Origin of the sequence: Corallococcus sp. AB032C (assembly GCF_003668935.1) — a bacterium.
Lineage (GTDB): Bacteria > Myxococcota > Myxococcia > Myxococcales > Myxococcaceae > Corallococcus > Corallococcus exiguus.
On sequence record NZ_RAWP01000025.1, the window covers coordinates 48,737 to 64,739 of the forward strand.

The 16,003-nt window shown below is 72.5% G+C and carries 1 protein-coding gene (only partly in view); it reads left to right on the forward strand.

The genetic code is table 11. The annotated features are described in order from the left end of the window. Positions 1-16,003: the 5' portion of an Ig-like domain-containing protein gene (locus D7X99_RS13855; protein ID WP_121778220.1), read on the forward strand. 17,510 nt of this gene lie beyond the right edge of the window; 16,003 of the gene's 33,513 nt are visible here — the first part of the coding sequence; its start codon is at positions 1-3; its stop codon lies off the right edge, out of view.

A 16,003-nucleotide genomic window follows, 5' to 3' on the forward strand; every position in this document is an offset into this window, starting at 1 on the left:
ATGAAGCGGTGCCTGACGCTGCTGGCGCTGGTGACCGGGCTCATCGTCGCGGGAAACGCCCAGGCGCAGACGCGCGTGGCCGCTGTGTTCCCGCTGATGCCGCTGCGGCCCGGAACGAGCGCCCTGGACCTGGGGTTCACGACCACCGGCGTCGTCACCCAGCTGCGCGTGGCGGTGAAGGCGACGTCCGCGACCCAGGGCACCCTGGTGGACGTCCAGGACGTCGTGGTGGAGCAGGACCTGGCCGGCGCCGTGCCCTTCCACGTCCGGGTGCCGCTGCGGCGCGCGCTTCCCCCGGACGCCGTGGTGGACATCGACGCCGCCCCGGCCAGCGGTGGGACGGGAGAACCCCAGCACGCGCATTTCGACCTCTCCAGCGCCCCCCCGGTCCTTCCGGCCGGCTCGGTGCGGGTGAACGCCAGCGCGGACCTGTCCCATCTGGTGGTGGTGGTGACCGCGCAGGGACCCGTGTCCCATGCGGAGCTGACGCTCGTGGGCGCTTCCGTGGAGGCGCTGCGCAGCGTTCACGGCAGCCTCAGTGACGCGGAGGCCGTGGCCTTCGCCAGCGTGCGCCGTCAGGTGGGCCGCCCCCAGTCCCAGGGCTCCAGCCAGATCGAGTTCATCGTCCCCCTGCTGGGCGACATCCAGGTCCCCGCGGATGGCGTCGTCGTGGCGGACATCGCCGTGCATGATCCGTATGGCCGCGTGGTGAATGGCTCCGCCGTGGAGTTCACCAGCGGCCGGGCGTTTGATCCGCTCGTCGCGCTGTCCGTGACCCCCTCGCCGTTGCTTTTGTCCGGAGGCTACGGCTCCACCGTGCCCGTGCGGGTGACGGGGCACTTCTCGCTCGCGGGCGACGTGGACCTCAGCGGCGCGCTCCAGGGCGTCACCTACGCGTCGTCCAATCCCTCCGTGTTCGTGGTGTCCTCCGAAGGCCGCGTCCAGGCTCGCTCGGACGGCACCGCCCAGCTCATCGCCACGTTCGGCGGGCTGTCCGCCACCGCCACGGTGATGGTGGACTCGGGCGCGGACCTGGCCAGCGTGGCCGTGCTGCCCGCCATTCCCAAGGTGGAGCGGGTGGGGGGCACGACAGCGCTGCGCCTGGAGGGCACGCTCACCGGTTCGCCCGTGCGGCATGTGGACCTGTCCGCGGGAGCGCTGGGGACTCAGTGGTCGTCCGCGAAGCCGGACATCGCGACGGTGGACCGCGACGGACGCGTGACCGGCCTTCGCCCCGGCGTGGCGCGCATCCTCGCGACGCATGAGTCGTTCCAGGCCTTCGCCGATGTCGAGGTCAAGGACGGCGCTCCCTCGGTTCGACTCTCCGTCCCGTCCACGGTGACGGCCGGCACCGCGTTCGACCTCACGGCCGTGGCCACCGACGACATCGGGGTGGCATCCGTCGAGTTCCTGGTCAACGGCGTGCCCGCCGGCAAGGACACGGAGGCCCCCTACACCCTGCGCATCCAGGCGCCCCCCTACGGTGGCGCCACGCTCACCCTGGCCGCGGCCGTGACGGACACCGGGGGGCAACGGGTGGTGGGCCCGACGCAGAGCGTGACGGTGGCGGGGACCCCCGTGCCCAGCAAGCAGCCCGTCGTCATCGAGTTGCCCGCGCCCGGCGCCATGCTGGTGCAGGGCCTGCCCCAGGTGCTGCGCGTCACCAGCGGCGCCTGGCCATCAGGCACCCTGTCCACCGAGGACTTCCAGGTGGCGCGCTTCTACCTGGATGACGCCTTCGCGGGTGCAGTGGACTTGCCGCGCGTGGAGGTGCGGGAGCACCCCGAGACCCACGCACCCATCCCGGTGCCCCTGTGGGAGATGACCTTCACGCCGCGCCAGGGGACCGCCGGCTCCAGCGTGGCGCTGCGCGTGGAGGCCCTGGACCGCGCGGGCGCGCTGGTGCGCTCGGAGACGCTGCTCGTTCGCGTGGTCGCGGACGCGCCGCCGCTGCTCACCGTGACGCAGCCTCGTGGCACCACCGCCAACGCGGTGGTGGGCGTGCCCTTCCACGTCTCCGGCACGGTGGGCGACGACGGCATGGCCTTCGGCACCCAGGTGTCCCTGCGCGTGGCCGGGACGACCGTCGCGTCGACGCGGCTGACCAAGGCAGGGGGCGGTGGCACCTCCTCGGGCAGTGACTTCTTCGACCTGTCCTGGACGCCGGTGGCGGGTGACCTGGGCCGTTCGCGGCAGGTGGAGGTCGTGGCCATCGACAGCGCCGGCCAGCCCTCGCGCTACGCGTTCACCGCCACCGTCGTCGCGGACGCGCCTCCCAAGAACCTCGTCATCCTTTCGCCCGCCTTCCAGTCCACCCAGGTCGGTGGCAGCACCGTGACGCTGACCGCCCAGGTCGAGGACGAGCAGCCGGACAAGGTGGAGGTGCGTTGGTTCGTGGGCGGCGTGGCGGTGGGCCTGTCGACGAAGGCGCCCTATGCCCTGGCGTACACGCTGCCGGGCGTGGCGCAGTCCACGGTCCTGAAGATCGCCGCCGAGGCTCGCGATGTCGCGGGGCTCACCACGCTGAAGGAGAGCGAGGTGTTCGTCGTTCCGGACGCCGTGCCGCCCTCGGTGTCCTTCGTCGTGCCCAAGGCCCCCGCGAAGGTGACGGAGCAGCAGGACCTGCTCGTTTCCGTGGCGGGCCTGGACGACGTGGACGTGGTCAAGGCGGAGCTCCTCCTGGATGGCAACCGCATCCTCCTGGACGAGTCTCCGGGGGAGAACGGCGGCGTGCGGGGCTCGTTCGTCACCCACGCCGTGGTGCCGAAGAGCGCGCTGGGCGCGGCGGGCAGCCACCACGTGCTGACCGCGCGGGCCTGGGACTCGTCCGGCAACCTGGGAGCTGCGCCCCAGGTGCAGGTCGAGGTGACGGCGGACGGTGCACCGCTGGTGTCGTTCCCGCCGCTCACGCCCACGAAGGCCACGGTCGGGACGATGGTGGATGTGTCCGTGGTGGCCAGCGACGACGTGGCGGTGACGTCCGTGAAGCTGCTGCTCGACGGTCAGAGCCTGGGCGAGGCCATGGTGCCCCCGTACCACTTCGCCTTCACGGCGACGGGGCCCGCGCGCAAGGCGACGCTGGTGGCGCGGGCTTCGGACGGCACGCACGTCACGGAGGCCTCCAGGGAGCTGGACATCGTCGGGGACAGCCAGCCGCCCATGCTCACCTTCCGCTCGCCCGCGCCGGGTGCGCCGGTGTTCGCGGGCCGGACGCTCGACGTGGTCGTCGCAGCCCTGGACGACGTGGAGGTGACGCAGGTGGAGCTGTGCGCGCAGGGCAACTGCGTCACGCGCACCACGGGCACCACGGATGGTCTCTACCAGGTGTACCGCTGGACGGTGCCGGTGGCGGCCAACCTGGAAGGCCAGACGCTCACCCTGAGGGCCGAGGCCAAGGACTCCTCCAACCTCACCACCGTGCGCGAGCTCCCGGTCGCGGTGGTGAAGGACCAGGCGCCCGTGGTCACCCTCGTCGCCCCCGCCGCAGGCACGCCCTACAAGGAGGGCGAGGACGTCCGGCTGATGGCCACCGTGGGCGACGATGACGGCGTCGTCGCATTCGTGGGCCTGTCGGGCGGCGTGCGTCAGGGCCCGCTGCCGTTGTCGGGGCCGCCGCTCGTCCTCTCCGGACAGCAGACCCTCGTGGTCCAGGCGCCCATCGTCAGCAAGGGCGCGCAGCCATCCGTGGGCATCGAGGCGAGCGACACGGGGGGCCAGACGGGCAAGGCCGAGGTGCACCTGGACGTGCGCGCGGACACCGAGGCTCCCTCCGCGGTGCTCGTGGCCCCGCTGTCGCCGCAGGGCAACACCCTCACCGTGAAGCGCGAGGGGGCCCTGGGCCTGCGCGTGGAGGCGGGCGACGACGTGCGCGTCGCGCGGGTGGACGTGGAGGTGCGCCGCAACGGCGTCGTGGTTTCGGGTGTCGGCGGTGACAGCGTGCTCGCGTCCAAGGACGGGCGCTATGAGGAGACGCGCACGCCCAACCCGCTCGCGCCCGGGGAGATCCTCGTCAGCCGGCGGTACCTGGCCAGCTTCGAGGGCACGCTCAGCCTGAAGAACCTCGCCGCGGGGACCGATTACACCCTGGTGACCCGGGCGGTGGATCCCGCCGGGAACACCACGGCCACCGCGCCCCTGGCCTTCCACATCGTGGAGGCGCAGGACACGGAGGCTCCCGTCCTGGCCCTGTCGCTGGAGGGAGCGCCCTCCGACAAGACGTGCGTGGCGGGTTCCTCTGTCACGCTGAAGGCCCAGGCTCGCGACGACGGCAAGCTGGCGTCGCTCACCGTCAAGGCGGATGGCACGGCCCTGACCGTCGCGCCCTTCGAGCCCGTGGCGTCCCTGACGCGCACGTGGCCGCTGACGCTCCCCGCGCTGGGCTCCTTCGGCCCCCGGACCTATACCTTCACGGCCCAGGTGACGGACGCCGCGGGACGGACCACCCATGCCTCGCTCTCGTGCGAGCTGGTGGCGGACGTGGCCCCGGTGGTGCGCTGGTCGCAGCCGGCCGCGAACGCCGCGCTCCTGGAGGAAGCGGCGCAGACCGTCCAGGTGGAGGTGGAGGAGGACACGGGCCTCGCGGCCGGGTGGCTGGTGGGCTCGACGCGCGCCCTCGCGGGCTTCCTGGGCAATGGCCACTTCGTGCTGCCCACGCCCAACGCGAGCGGAACCGCGCGGGGGGCCGCCGTGGCGCTGGAGTTCGGCTCGGCCCAGCGCTTCGCGCTCCAGGCTGGCGCGACGGGATTGGACGTGGAGCCGCCCGCGACCGGCCTGCTTGGCGCGGCGCCGCGCCGGCTGGTGCTGTCCGTGGGGCCCTCGGCGGTGGACGGCTTGCGCGCAGAGGTGCGCTACCGCTTCACCGTGACGCCGGGCATGGAGAACGACGCCCTGCTCCAGTCCTTCCTGGCCGCGAACCCGGGCGGACGCCGGCAGGTGGACCTGTCCTCCGCGTCGCGTTGCGGGGGCGTGCAGGACGGTCCCTTCTGCGTCGATCTGATGTTCCCCGCGGCGCTGGACATGGAGGAGGTCCAGGTGTCGCTGCGGCCCATCCAGTCCGGGGGAGCGATGCCGGCCGTCACGGAGGTGGGCGTGCGCTACGAGGGCGCTTCCGCCCAGGTCCGTGCCGTGGTCTCCGGTGAGCGGCTGACCGTGCAGCCCTGGAGCATGGCGGTGACGCCCGGCAGGGTCTTCTCCGCGCAGACGAAGTACCGGCTGCCGGAGGGCTGGAGCCCGGATCCGGTGCAGCTCACCGTGGCGGTGAAGGACCTGGCGGGAGCGCTGACGGTCCAGGGCCGCGCGTTCCAGGCCGCGCCGGACACCGTGGGGCCGTCGGTGCGCATCGTGCAGCCGGTCAGCGGGACGTCCCGCGTGGAGAAGGAGGCGTTCTCCGTCCAGATTGAAGCCGCCGACAACGTGGACGTGCGCCGCGTGGAGTTGCTGGTGGACGGCGTCAGCCGTGGCGTGCGCGAGGGCGTGCGCCTGGGGACCGTGTACTTCCCCCTGAGCATCCCGACGCCCACCACCGGAGCCCCGCTCCAACTGGTGGCGCTGGCGGAGGACCGCTCCGGCAATGCCTCCGTGTCGCAGACGGTCTACCTGGAGATCCGCCCGGACGCGCCGCCGACGGTGGCCCTGTCCCAGATGGAGTTCACGCTGCCCAACGGCGCGCCCGAAGGGGGCAATCGCATCTCCGAGACGGAGCTGCGCAGCGGCTACGTGCGCGTGCTGGAGGATGTGCCGCACAAGGTGAGGGTCGTGGCCGCGGACGACGTGGGCCTGGCGAAGGTGCAGGCCTGGTACGACGACGTGGAAGTCCTGACGAACGTTCCCGCCGCGGGCACCAAGAGCGCGTCCCACACCGTGTCCTTCACGCCGCGGCGCAAGGCGGGCGGCGCGCCCGGACTGCTGCGGGTGCTCGTCACGGATTCGAAGGGCTTCCAGCAGCAGGCGCGGGTCCTGGTGGAGGCGCAGGCGCCTCGTGCGCCGGCCATCGCCATCGCGACGCCGACGCCCGGCATGACGCTCACCGAGGGCAGCGTGTCGCTGGTGCTCTCCGCGGTGGCGGGTGACGACACGGGCGTGGGCAGCGTGGAGTTCTTCATCAACGGCAAGTCCGCGCTGACGGTGTCGCGCGCGCAGGCGCGCAGCATCCAGGCGGATCCGGCGGATGGCTCCCCCGACAGCGTGCCCCTGGCGTACGACCCCACGCTGCGGGACGCGGCGGCGACCCTGGCCGCGCCCTTCAACGACGTGTCCCGGCTCAAGGAGTTCCAGGGCCGCGTCTGGCTGCCGCCGGGCTTCGTGAAGCGGGATCCGCTGAACCCGACGCGGCTGGTTGTCCGCGCGGTGGCGCGGGACCTGGAGAACCACACCACCGGTGTCGAGCACGGCGTGGTCGTGGTGGCGGACACCACGCCACCCGAGGCCATCGTCCTGCGCCCGTCGCTCGGGCAGGACCTGGTGGAGGGCAGCCCCGTCGTCATCGAGGCGATGGGCCTGGACAACGTCTTCGTCCAGGAGGTGGAGATCCTCGTGGGCCCGCACCTGGGTGCCCTTCAGACGGTGCGCCGCGCGGGTGGCTTCACCCCGGAGAGCGCCGTCGTCCAGGAGGGCTACGGCCTCTCCAGTCCCGTGGTGCGCACGGAGTTCACCGCGCCGCGCCTGAGCGAGCTGGGCGCCGGGGACTCCGCGCCGTACTTCATCGTGGTGCGCGTGCGGGACTCCGCTGGCAACATGAGCGAGGACGCGCTGCAGTTGGTGGACATCGTGAGGGATCAGCAGCCCGCGGTGTCGCTGCTGTCCCCGAGTGACGGCGCGTCCGTGGTCGAGGGAACGCCGGTCACGGTGACGGTGTCCGCCGAGGACGACGTGGCCGTCACGAGCGTGTGGCTGTCCGTCAACGACGCGGCCTACGGACTGGTGCTGCGCGCGCCGCCCTACGTGTTCAACGTCCCCGTGCCCGCGGGCGCCACGACGATGAAGCTGCAGGCGGTGGCCCGGGACTCCTTCGACCACGAGGTGCGAAGCCAGGTGGTCGTGGTGTCGGTGAAGCAGGACGCGCCGCCCACGGTGGCCATCGCCGAGCCGCAGAACGCCACCGAGGTCACGGAGGGGCGGGACTTCGCCTTCCTGGTGGCCGCGCAGGACGACGTGGGCGTGCAGTCCGTGGAGGCCACCGTGGAAGGAGGCCTGGGCGGGACGCTGCGCTTCGTCAGCACCAGCGCGCCCCACCGCTTCCGGGTGCCGCTGCCGCCCGGCTCCGCGGGACGGACGCTCACCCTGAGCGCCAGCGCCCGCGACACCGCCCAGAAGCAGGCGCTGGCGCCGGTGGTGACGGTGCAGGTGGTGGCGGACACGACGCCGCCGACGCTGAGCTTCCTCACGCCGGCGGACAACTCGGAGATCACCGCCGGGCAGCTGCTGCGCGTGGAGACCACCGCGGACGACAACGTGGCCGTGGTGCGCGTGGACTTCAAGCTCAACAACGCGCTGTACGCGACCATGCCCGCCGCGCCCTACGCCTTCACCTACCGGGTGCCCGCGAATCTGGCGGGAACGGACCTCAAGCTCGAAGCCATCGCCACCGACACGTCCGGCCTCTTCGTCAGCAAGACGCGGACGGTGAAGGTGAAGGTGGATGCCCTGCCGGAGGTCGCGATGGTACCGGCGGGCCGGTTGGTGGTGGGCCGGCCGACACCGCTGGGCGCGACCGCGTCGGACGACGTCGCCATCGCCAGCGTGGGCTTCCATGCCTCGCGCGCGGGCGGGAACGAGATGGAGGTCGGGCGGCGCAACCAGCTGCCCTACGAGATCGTCTACGTGCCGCAGCCGGAGGAAGTGGGCCAGACGGTGGTGTTCCGCGCCCGGGCCGTGGACGTGGCGGGACAGGAGAAGTGGAGCCAGACGGTCTCCGCGGTGGTGGAGCCGGACTCGAAGCCCACGGTGGCCATCGTCCAGCCGGCCGCCGATACCGCCATCTTCGAGGGCGCGTCCCTGCGCATCGACGTCGACGCGCGCGACCAGGAAGCGCGCGTCAGCGCGGTGCACTTCTTCGTGGACGGCCTCAAGGTGGCCACGTCGAACGTCCCGGCGGGCTACGCCGGCAAGCCCACGGTGTTCTCCGCCACGTTCCAGCCGGACGTGGGCAGCGGCAACCGCTTCCTGACGCTCACTGCGGTGGCCGTGGACTCGGCGGGCCAGGAGACGACGTCCGCTCCCGTCCGTGTGGGCACCGTGCGCGACACCGTGCCCCCCGAGGTGGAGCTGGTGGATCCGCCCGCCTTCGACGTGGTGACGGAAGGCGTGCCGATGACGCTCTCCGCGGCGGCCGTGGACAACGCCCCCCCGCTGGCGCGCGTCGACTTCATGCTGGACGGCGGCGTCATCGCCTCCGACACGACGCCGCAGACAGGGCCGGCCAACCGTCCGCTGTACAGCGGCACGTGGACGCCGCCCACGGGCTTCGCGGGTGAAACGGCGACGTTCCACGCCGTCGCGTGGGACTCGTCCGACAACAAGGGCGTGTCGTCGCTGGAGACCGTGGAGCTGGGCATGGCGCCGGCGGGCCGGTTCATCCCGTTCCCGGGCAACATCACCCAGACGCTGCTGCGCGGGGGACCGGACCACCTGGTGCTCGTGGGCAAGCGCGGCGGACAACCCGTCCACCAGGCGGCGCTCACGCGCGTGGACCAGGGCACCACCACGTCCCTGGGCACCGTGGAGCTGGACGGTCCCGCGCGCGCGGCGGCCTTCATCGGCAACACCGCCGTCATCGCGACGGGCGCCTACGCGCCGGGCGGCAACCAGTCAGCGTCCTCGCCGCAGTTGACCGTTGTCGACCTGGCCAACCCGAACGTGCCCGGGAGGAAGGGGACGGTGGACCTGCCCGGTGAGGCCATTCACGGCGCCGCCGCCGCGGGCCACCTGGCCTTCGTGGCCAACGGCTCGGCGGGCGTGGCCGTGGTGGACATTGGCGACCCCATGACCCCGGTGCGGTTGAACACGCGCACCGTGGTGGGCACGGCGTACGACGTCGCCGTGAGCGGAGACCTGCTGCTGGTGGCGGCGGGGACGGGCGGCCTGCGCGTGCTCGACCTGCGCAGCCCGTCCCTGGTGCAGCGCGGCTTCGTGGCGCTGCCGGGCGAGGCCGTGCGGGTGGTGACCCAGGGGAGCCGGGCCTTCGTGGCGTGCCGTGACTCCGCCGCCACGCTCGCGGTGGTGGACGTGTCGAACCCGGCGGAGCCGCTCCTCCAGGCGCTGGTCCCGCACCGTTCGGCGCGACAGGACCTCCTGGCCACCGGCCTGTCGGACGTGGTGGTGGAGGGCAACCTCGCGGTGGTCGCCGCCTCGCTGGTGAAGGGCACCACGCCCGTGAAGGGCCTGCTGACCGCCTCCGTGCTGGGCACGAACGGCACCGTCACGCCCTTCGTCCGGGCGAACCTGCCGAGCGCGGGCGGACTGACGCTGACGTCCGGCACGCCGGTGGCGCAGTTCGGGGACGAGGGCGGCGCCATCTACACGCTGCCCCGCTTCGTCGTCACCGGCGTGACGCCGCTGGACGGCACCCAGGGCGTGGCGGTGAGCGCCCCGGTCGCGCTGGAGTTCTCCTCGCCGCCCGAGGAGGGCGAAGTCACCGTGGACACGGTGATGCTGCGCGAGGCGGACCCCACGCTGGGCCGCCGGGTGCCCGTGACGCTGACGGCGTCCGGCCGGTCGGTGACGCTCACGCCCCTGTCCACCGAGCCCCTGAAGGTGTCCACGCCGTATTTCGTCGTCGTGACGTCCGCGCTGCATGACGTGGCGGGCAGGGTGCTCGCGAAGCCCTTCGTCTCCGGGTTCCGCACGCGCGCCACGATCCAGGACGCGCCCGTGGTGTCGAAGGTGGTGCCCGCGGCGGGTCCGCTCGGGGGCGGCTCGCGGGTGACGCTGACGGGAGCGCACTTCGTCACGGGCGCGAAGGTGTACTTCGCCGGGGCGGAAGGGCAGGCCGTGGAGGTGGCGGAGGACGGCGCGAGCCTCACCGTGACCACGCCCGCGCGGGAAGAGGGCCCGGCGCTGGTGACGGTGGTGAACCCGGACGGCGGCGAAGGGTCGCTCGTCGGCGGCTTCCTCTATCTGCCCATGTTGCAGGTCTCCTTCGTGGCCCCCGCGTCGGGGCCGCTGGCGGGCGGCACGCACGTGGAGGTGTCCGGCGCGGGCTTCCAGCGCGGCGCCACGGTGACGTTCAACGGCGTCGAGGCGACGGCCGTGCGCGTGCTGGCGCCCGGGCGGCTGGAGGCGGTGACGCCCCCTGGTGCCTTTGGTCCGGCGGACGTGGTGGTGACGAACCCGGACACGAAGCAGGCCTTCGCCGCGGGGGCCTTCCTCTACAGCCGGCTGGCCGTGTCGACGCGCATCGGGCGGTACGACCCCCAGACGGACGGGAGCCCCAAGCCCACTTACCGTCTGGCGAAGGGCGCTCCGCTCGCGGTCGTGGTGAAGGACGGGACGGCGTGGGTGCTGTCCGGGGCCCAGGTGAACACGCAGGGCCTGACCCCCACGGAGGTGACCGATACGAGCACGGCGGGCGGCCTGGGCGCGGTGGACGTGTCCCTGCCGCAGGCCGGGGTCGTGGGTGGCATCAACATCCTTGCTCCGTACGAGCCCGCGGCGCTGGCGGTGCGGGGCCACCACGCCTATGTGGTGGCCAACGCGCAGTCGCTGCCGTTCGTGGACATGGTGGGCGAGGGCGGTCCGTCGCTCCTGGCCTTCGACATCTCCAATCGCACCGGTCCCGAGGCGCGGGGAGTCGTGCCGTTCCCTGGCACCGCGCGGTCCATCGCGCTCGTGGGGGACCTGGCGCTGGTGGCGGCGGGTGACGGGGGCCTGTTGACCTTCTCCCTGGTGGACAAGGATCAGCCCCTGCTGCTCGGCGCCCGCACCCAGTTCCTGATGGCGGGCAGCAGCGCGCCCGTGAGCGTGGAGCAGGTGGCGGCCTGGGGCGACCGTGCGCTGGTGGAGGTGAAGCGCGGCAACGTCTTCAGCACCCTGCTGCTGGACCTGGCCCCGGCGGGCTACGCGGTCCTGGGCGAGCTGTCCGGTGAGTTCGGCGCCATGGCGATGCGCGACACCCAGGCCCTGTCCGCGTGGCGCACGCTGCGCACGACGTCCCTGGTCCCCACGTCGCGTCCGTACACGCAGGCGGTGGTGCCGCCGATGATGCGCGGCGGCCTGTTCGTCTCCGGCGCGCTGGGGCCGCAGGTGGCCGCGGCGGTGACTTCCTCCATCGGAATGACGGGCAGTCCCGCGTCGCTCCAGCTGGTGGAGGCCTCGGACCTGTCCACGCCCCGCACCATCGACGCCATCGACCTGTACCCGGCGACCCAGTTGTCCGACGTGGACATCGAAGGGGACGTCGCGGTGGTGGGCATCTCCGCGACGGAGAGGGGCAAGGCCCTGGACGGCCTGGCCGTGGTGCGCCTGCCGTTCCCCATGGTCGTGGCCTCCGTGCCTTCCGCGGGAGAAGTGGCGGCGCGGCCTTCCAGCGCGCTGCGCCTGACGTTCAACATGCCCGTGGAGCAGGGACCCTCCGCCGAGGTCCGGCTGGTCCTGCTGGATGGTTCCGCGAACGGCGCCAACGTCACCGTCAGCGTCGGGGGGATGGGCACGGATGAACTGACGATTTCGCCCTCCGGAGGGACCCTGGCGACGTCGCAGCGCTACCGGCTCACCGTGTCGGGCCTGCGCTCCCAGGACACCCAGGCGGCGATGCCCGGCGTCTACACGCTGGAGTTCGGCACGGCGAAAGTGGCCAATCCCTCGCCCATCAGCGTGACGTCGTTGACGCCGCGTCAGGGGCCCGTGGGCGGCGGCACCGAGGTGACCGTCGAGGGTACCGGCTTCGAGGCGGGCCTGGCGGTCCTGGTCAACGGACAGGAGCTGCTCCCCGCGAAGGTGACGCTCTCTGGTTCCACGCTGAAGTTGATCACACCCCCGGGAGCGGAAGGGGCCGCGACGCTGGAGATCCGCAACCCGTCTGGCACTCGCTTCGTGCTTCCCGGCGCGTTCGTCTACACGGCGGACCTGTCGCTGGTTTCCATCGCGCCCGCGCGCGGCCCCACCGCGGGTGGGACGCGCGTGGTGCTGACGGGCCATGGGTTCTCACCCACGGGCACCGTGAAGGTCTGCTTCAAGACGCTGACGGATTGCGTGAACGCCAAGGTGCTGGGGCTCAACACGCTGGAGGCCACCACGCCCAATGGGGCGCGCGGCACGGTGGACGTCTCCGTGGTGAACCCGGATGGCGTCCACGCCACCCTCCCCAATGCCTTCACCTTCGACCAGCCCACGGGCGCGTCGGTGGCCCTGGGCGGCACGCTGCGCGACGCGGTGGTGATTGGCTCCTATGCCTACGTGGTGGGCAGCACGGGCCTCACCGTGGTGGACATGTCCGGCCTCTACACCAAGGGCCCCAAGGCGGACGCGGGCATCGCCATCCCGCCGCAGCAGCAGGCGGAGCTGGTGGACGAGGACAAGCTGGGCGGCGATGACCGCATCGTCGGCTTCGAGTCGGCGGGGGACCTGTGGTCCGTGTCCTATCCGTCCACCGGAGGCACCCGCATCTTCGCGAGCGGCGTCCTGTCTCGCGACGAGGATGGAAACCCGAGGACGGGCGCGGTCTACGAGTTCGACGTCTCCAACCCCTTCCAGCCGAGGCGCGTGTCTACGCGCGCCATCCCGGGGGACGGCGTCTATGGCGTGGATGCGCGAGGCGACCGGCTGCTGGCCGCCGCGGGGACCGAGGGCTTCCACACCTTCGACATCTCGTACGCGCCCTTCCCGATCCGGAGCGACGCCTCGGCGCCGGGCGCCCAGGCGCTGTCCGTCGAAGGCGGGCAGGCTGCGGCGGGCGTGGGCACGCGCACGAGCGCGGGCACCGTCCAGAACGGACGGCTGCGGATGCTGTCCGTGGAAGGCCCCGTCACCCAACGGGGTGAGCTGGCGCTGAACGTGCAGCGCGTGCGCCTGCGCGGATCCCTGGCGGCGGTGGCCGCGGGGACCGAGGGACTCGTGCTCGTCGACGTGAGCGACCCGGCGCACCCCGTGCGCATGGGCGACATCGACGTGAAGGGCTTCGCGACGGACGTGCGGCTCGCGGGCGACCTCGCGTACGTGGCCGCGGGCGCGGCGGGCGTCGCGGTGGTGGACATCAGCGATCCGGCGTCGCCGCAGCTGCGCTACCACGTGACGGGCGCCCAGGCGGGCAGCACGTACGCCGCGGTGCTGACGCCGGGCGGCCGCGTGGTGAGCCTGCGCCAGCGCAACGGTTCGGGGGCGTGGTCGGTGGACTTCGGTCCCGGCACGGACCTGTCCGTGGTCAGCGCGAGCGTGGCGACGGGCGACGTCGTTCCGCTCGGCCTGCAGTCCGTCACGGTGGTGCTGTCGTCCACGGTGGACCCCACCTCCGCGCAGACCGCCTTCCAGCTCACTGCGGACGGCGTGCCGGTCCCCGGAACCCTGGCTGCCGGCGATGCGCAGCAGGCACTCAGCACGATGGTGTTCACGCTGGCGGCGCCGCTGCCTCCCGACGCGCAGATGCGGCTTGTGGTCGCGGACACGCTGCACAGCCGCGACGGGCGGCCGCTCGCCGCGCCGCTGCAGGTGGACTTCCGCACCGCGTTCGCGGAAGGGCCGGCGCCGGTGATTTCGCAGCTCGTGCCCCGCGTGGGCCCGGTGGCCGGCGGGGGCGTGCACCAGCTCCTGGGCGCGAACTTCGACGCCTCGTGTGAGGTGTTCATCGGCGGTGTTCTGGCGACGGTCGGCTCGCGCTCGTCCACGCGGATGGACGTGGTGGCCCCCCCGGGCGCACCGGGCCTCGCGGACGTGGTGGTGCGCAGCACGGCCACGGGCCTGAGCGCGCGTCGGTCGGGCGGCTACTTCTACACGCTGCCCCTGCAGGCGATGGCCGCGACGCCGCGCTTCCTGAATCCGCGCGGCGGCAGCACGGTGGAGGTGGAGGGCCAGGGCTTCTTGCCGTCCTGGGCGGATCCGCTCGGCCTGTCCACGCAGGTCCGGGTGCGCGGCATTCCCGCCACGCAGGTGGAGGTGCTGTCACTCACGCAGTTGAAGGCTGTCGCGCCGCCGGGCTCGTTCGGTGATGCGCCGGTGATGGTGCTGTCCTCCGACGGCGTGGAGCGCAGCGTGGCGACCACCACGCGCACCGGCTACGGCCTGCCGTACCTGGGCGAGGAGCCGGCGCTGGCGGTGCGGCCGCGGGCCCTGTCGCGCAGCCCGCTGTCGCCCTTCTACGTGTACTCGGCGGCGGGAGCGGCGGGCGCTGGCAACCGGTTCCCGCAGCCGTACATCGGGGCGCTGACGGGGCAGGGGACGGTGCCGCAGTCCTACCGTGCCGTGGCCTACGACGTGCAGCTTGCCGGTCGTCCGCGCGCCGCGGGCAATCAGATCGTCAAGGCGCCGGATGCCAGCGTCGACCTGGTGATGGCCATCCTCAACCACTTCGTGCCGGCCAGCACGCCGATGCCGGACATCGAGCTGATGCCCGACTCGCTGGACATCGCGCTGTCGGGACAGCAGCTGTACGTGGCCAGTGGCCTGAGCGGACTCGCGGTGCTGAACGGGACCGGCACGCTCCAGGTGAACGCCAACGGTGAGCTGGAGACGATGGGCCTGCTGGGCCGAGCGAAGCTGTCGGGCAGCGGAGAGTTGATCTCCACGCGTGTCATCCCCACGCCGGTGGGCGCCTGGGTGCTGACCAACGGGTTGATGGATCCTCCGGACAGCCAGCCGCCTCCGACGTGCCAGCCCCAGAGGGATCAGGTGGGCGCGGACGGCAGGCTCTACCTGGTGGATACGCGTACGCCGACCGACCCGCTGCTCGTGACGCAGTCGGGAGGCGAGGGCTTCGAGCCGTACGGCGCGACGGTGACGGACGGCCGTCTCTACGTGGTGACGGGCCAGCACCAGGGCGTGCGCTACACGCGGTGCGAGCCGAACCAGCCGCTGCCGCCCCTGCCGGAGGTGTCCCTCAAGGGCGGTGCCCGGGGCGGTCAGCGCACGCTCTACAAGAGCAACGTCATCCCCAAGGGCTCGCTGCTCATCTACTCCTCGGCGGGCGCGGACGCGGCCGTGGTGGGGACGCTGCATGAGAACGGCAACCTCACGGACGTGGTGGTCCGCGACGGCGTGGCCATCCTCGCCTCGGCCGAGTTCGGCCTGACGTTCGTGGACGTGTCGAACCCGCAGACCCCTTCGGTCATCACCCGCATTCCCTTCGACGAGGACCTGTCCAACACGCCCGGCGAGCCGCAGCGGCTTCGCCTCGTGGGCGACGTGCTGTTCGTGGCGGCGAACGCGGGCGGCGTCGTGATGGTGGATGTCTCCGACCTCCACCATCCGGAGCTGCTGAGCGGCGGCAACGTCGAGCCCGCCATGGACGTGCTGCCGGTGAGCGACCGGCTGATGCTGGCCGGAGGCTCGCGCCTGTACGAGCTGGAGACGCCGTTCATGCTCGTGACGGGGACGCAGCCCGCGCGGGGTGAGCTCGTGCCGCCGTCACTGCAGGAGCTGGTGGTCCGGATGAACCGCCCCGTGTCGCCCGGGAGCGTCACCGCGGACTCCGTGCGGCTGAAGGGGCCGCAGGGGACGAACGTGCCGCTGACGCTCTCCGTGCGCGACATCCCGGGGCAGATCGACTTCGCCATCGTCGCGGTGCCTCAGCAGCCGCTGCAGGCGGAAGCGCTGTACACGTTGGAGGTCGACACCTCCGTCACGGATCAGCGGGGCGGTGCGCTGCTCCTGCCGCTGCGCACGAAGTTCCAGACGGCGAAGGCCGGGGCGCGCGCGCCGCTCATCGCGTCGTTCTCCCCGTCCACGGTCTCCACGGCCGGGGGCGGAACGGTGACGGTGCACGGCCATGGGCTCGCGGGCGTGAACCGCGTGTTCCTGGGCTCGGGCGCGGAAGGCATCGTTGGCGACAAGACGGACACGACGCTGAAGGTGACGCTGC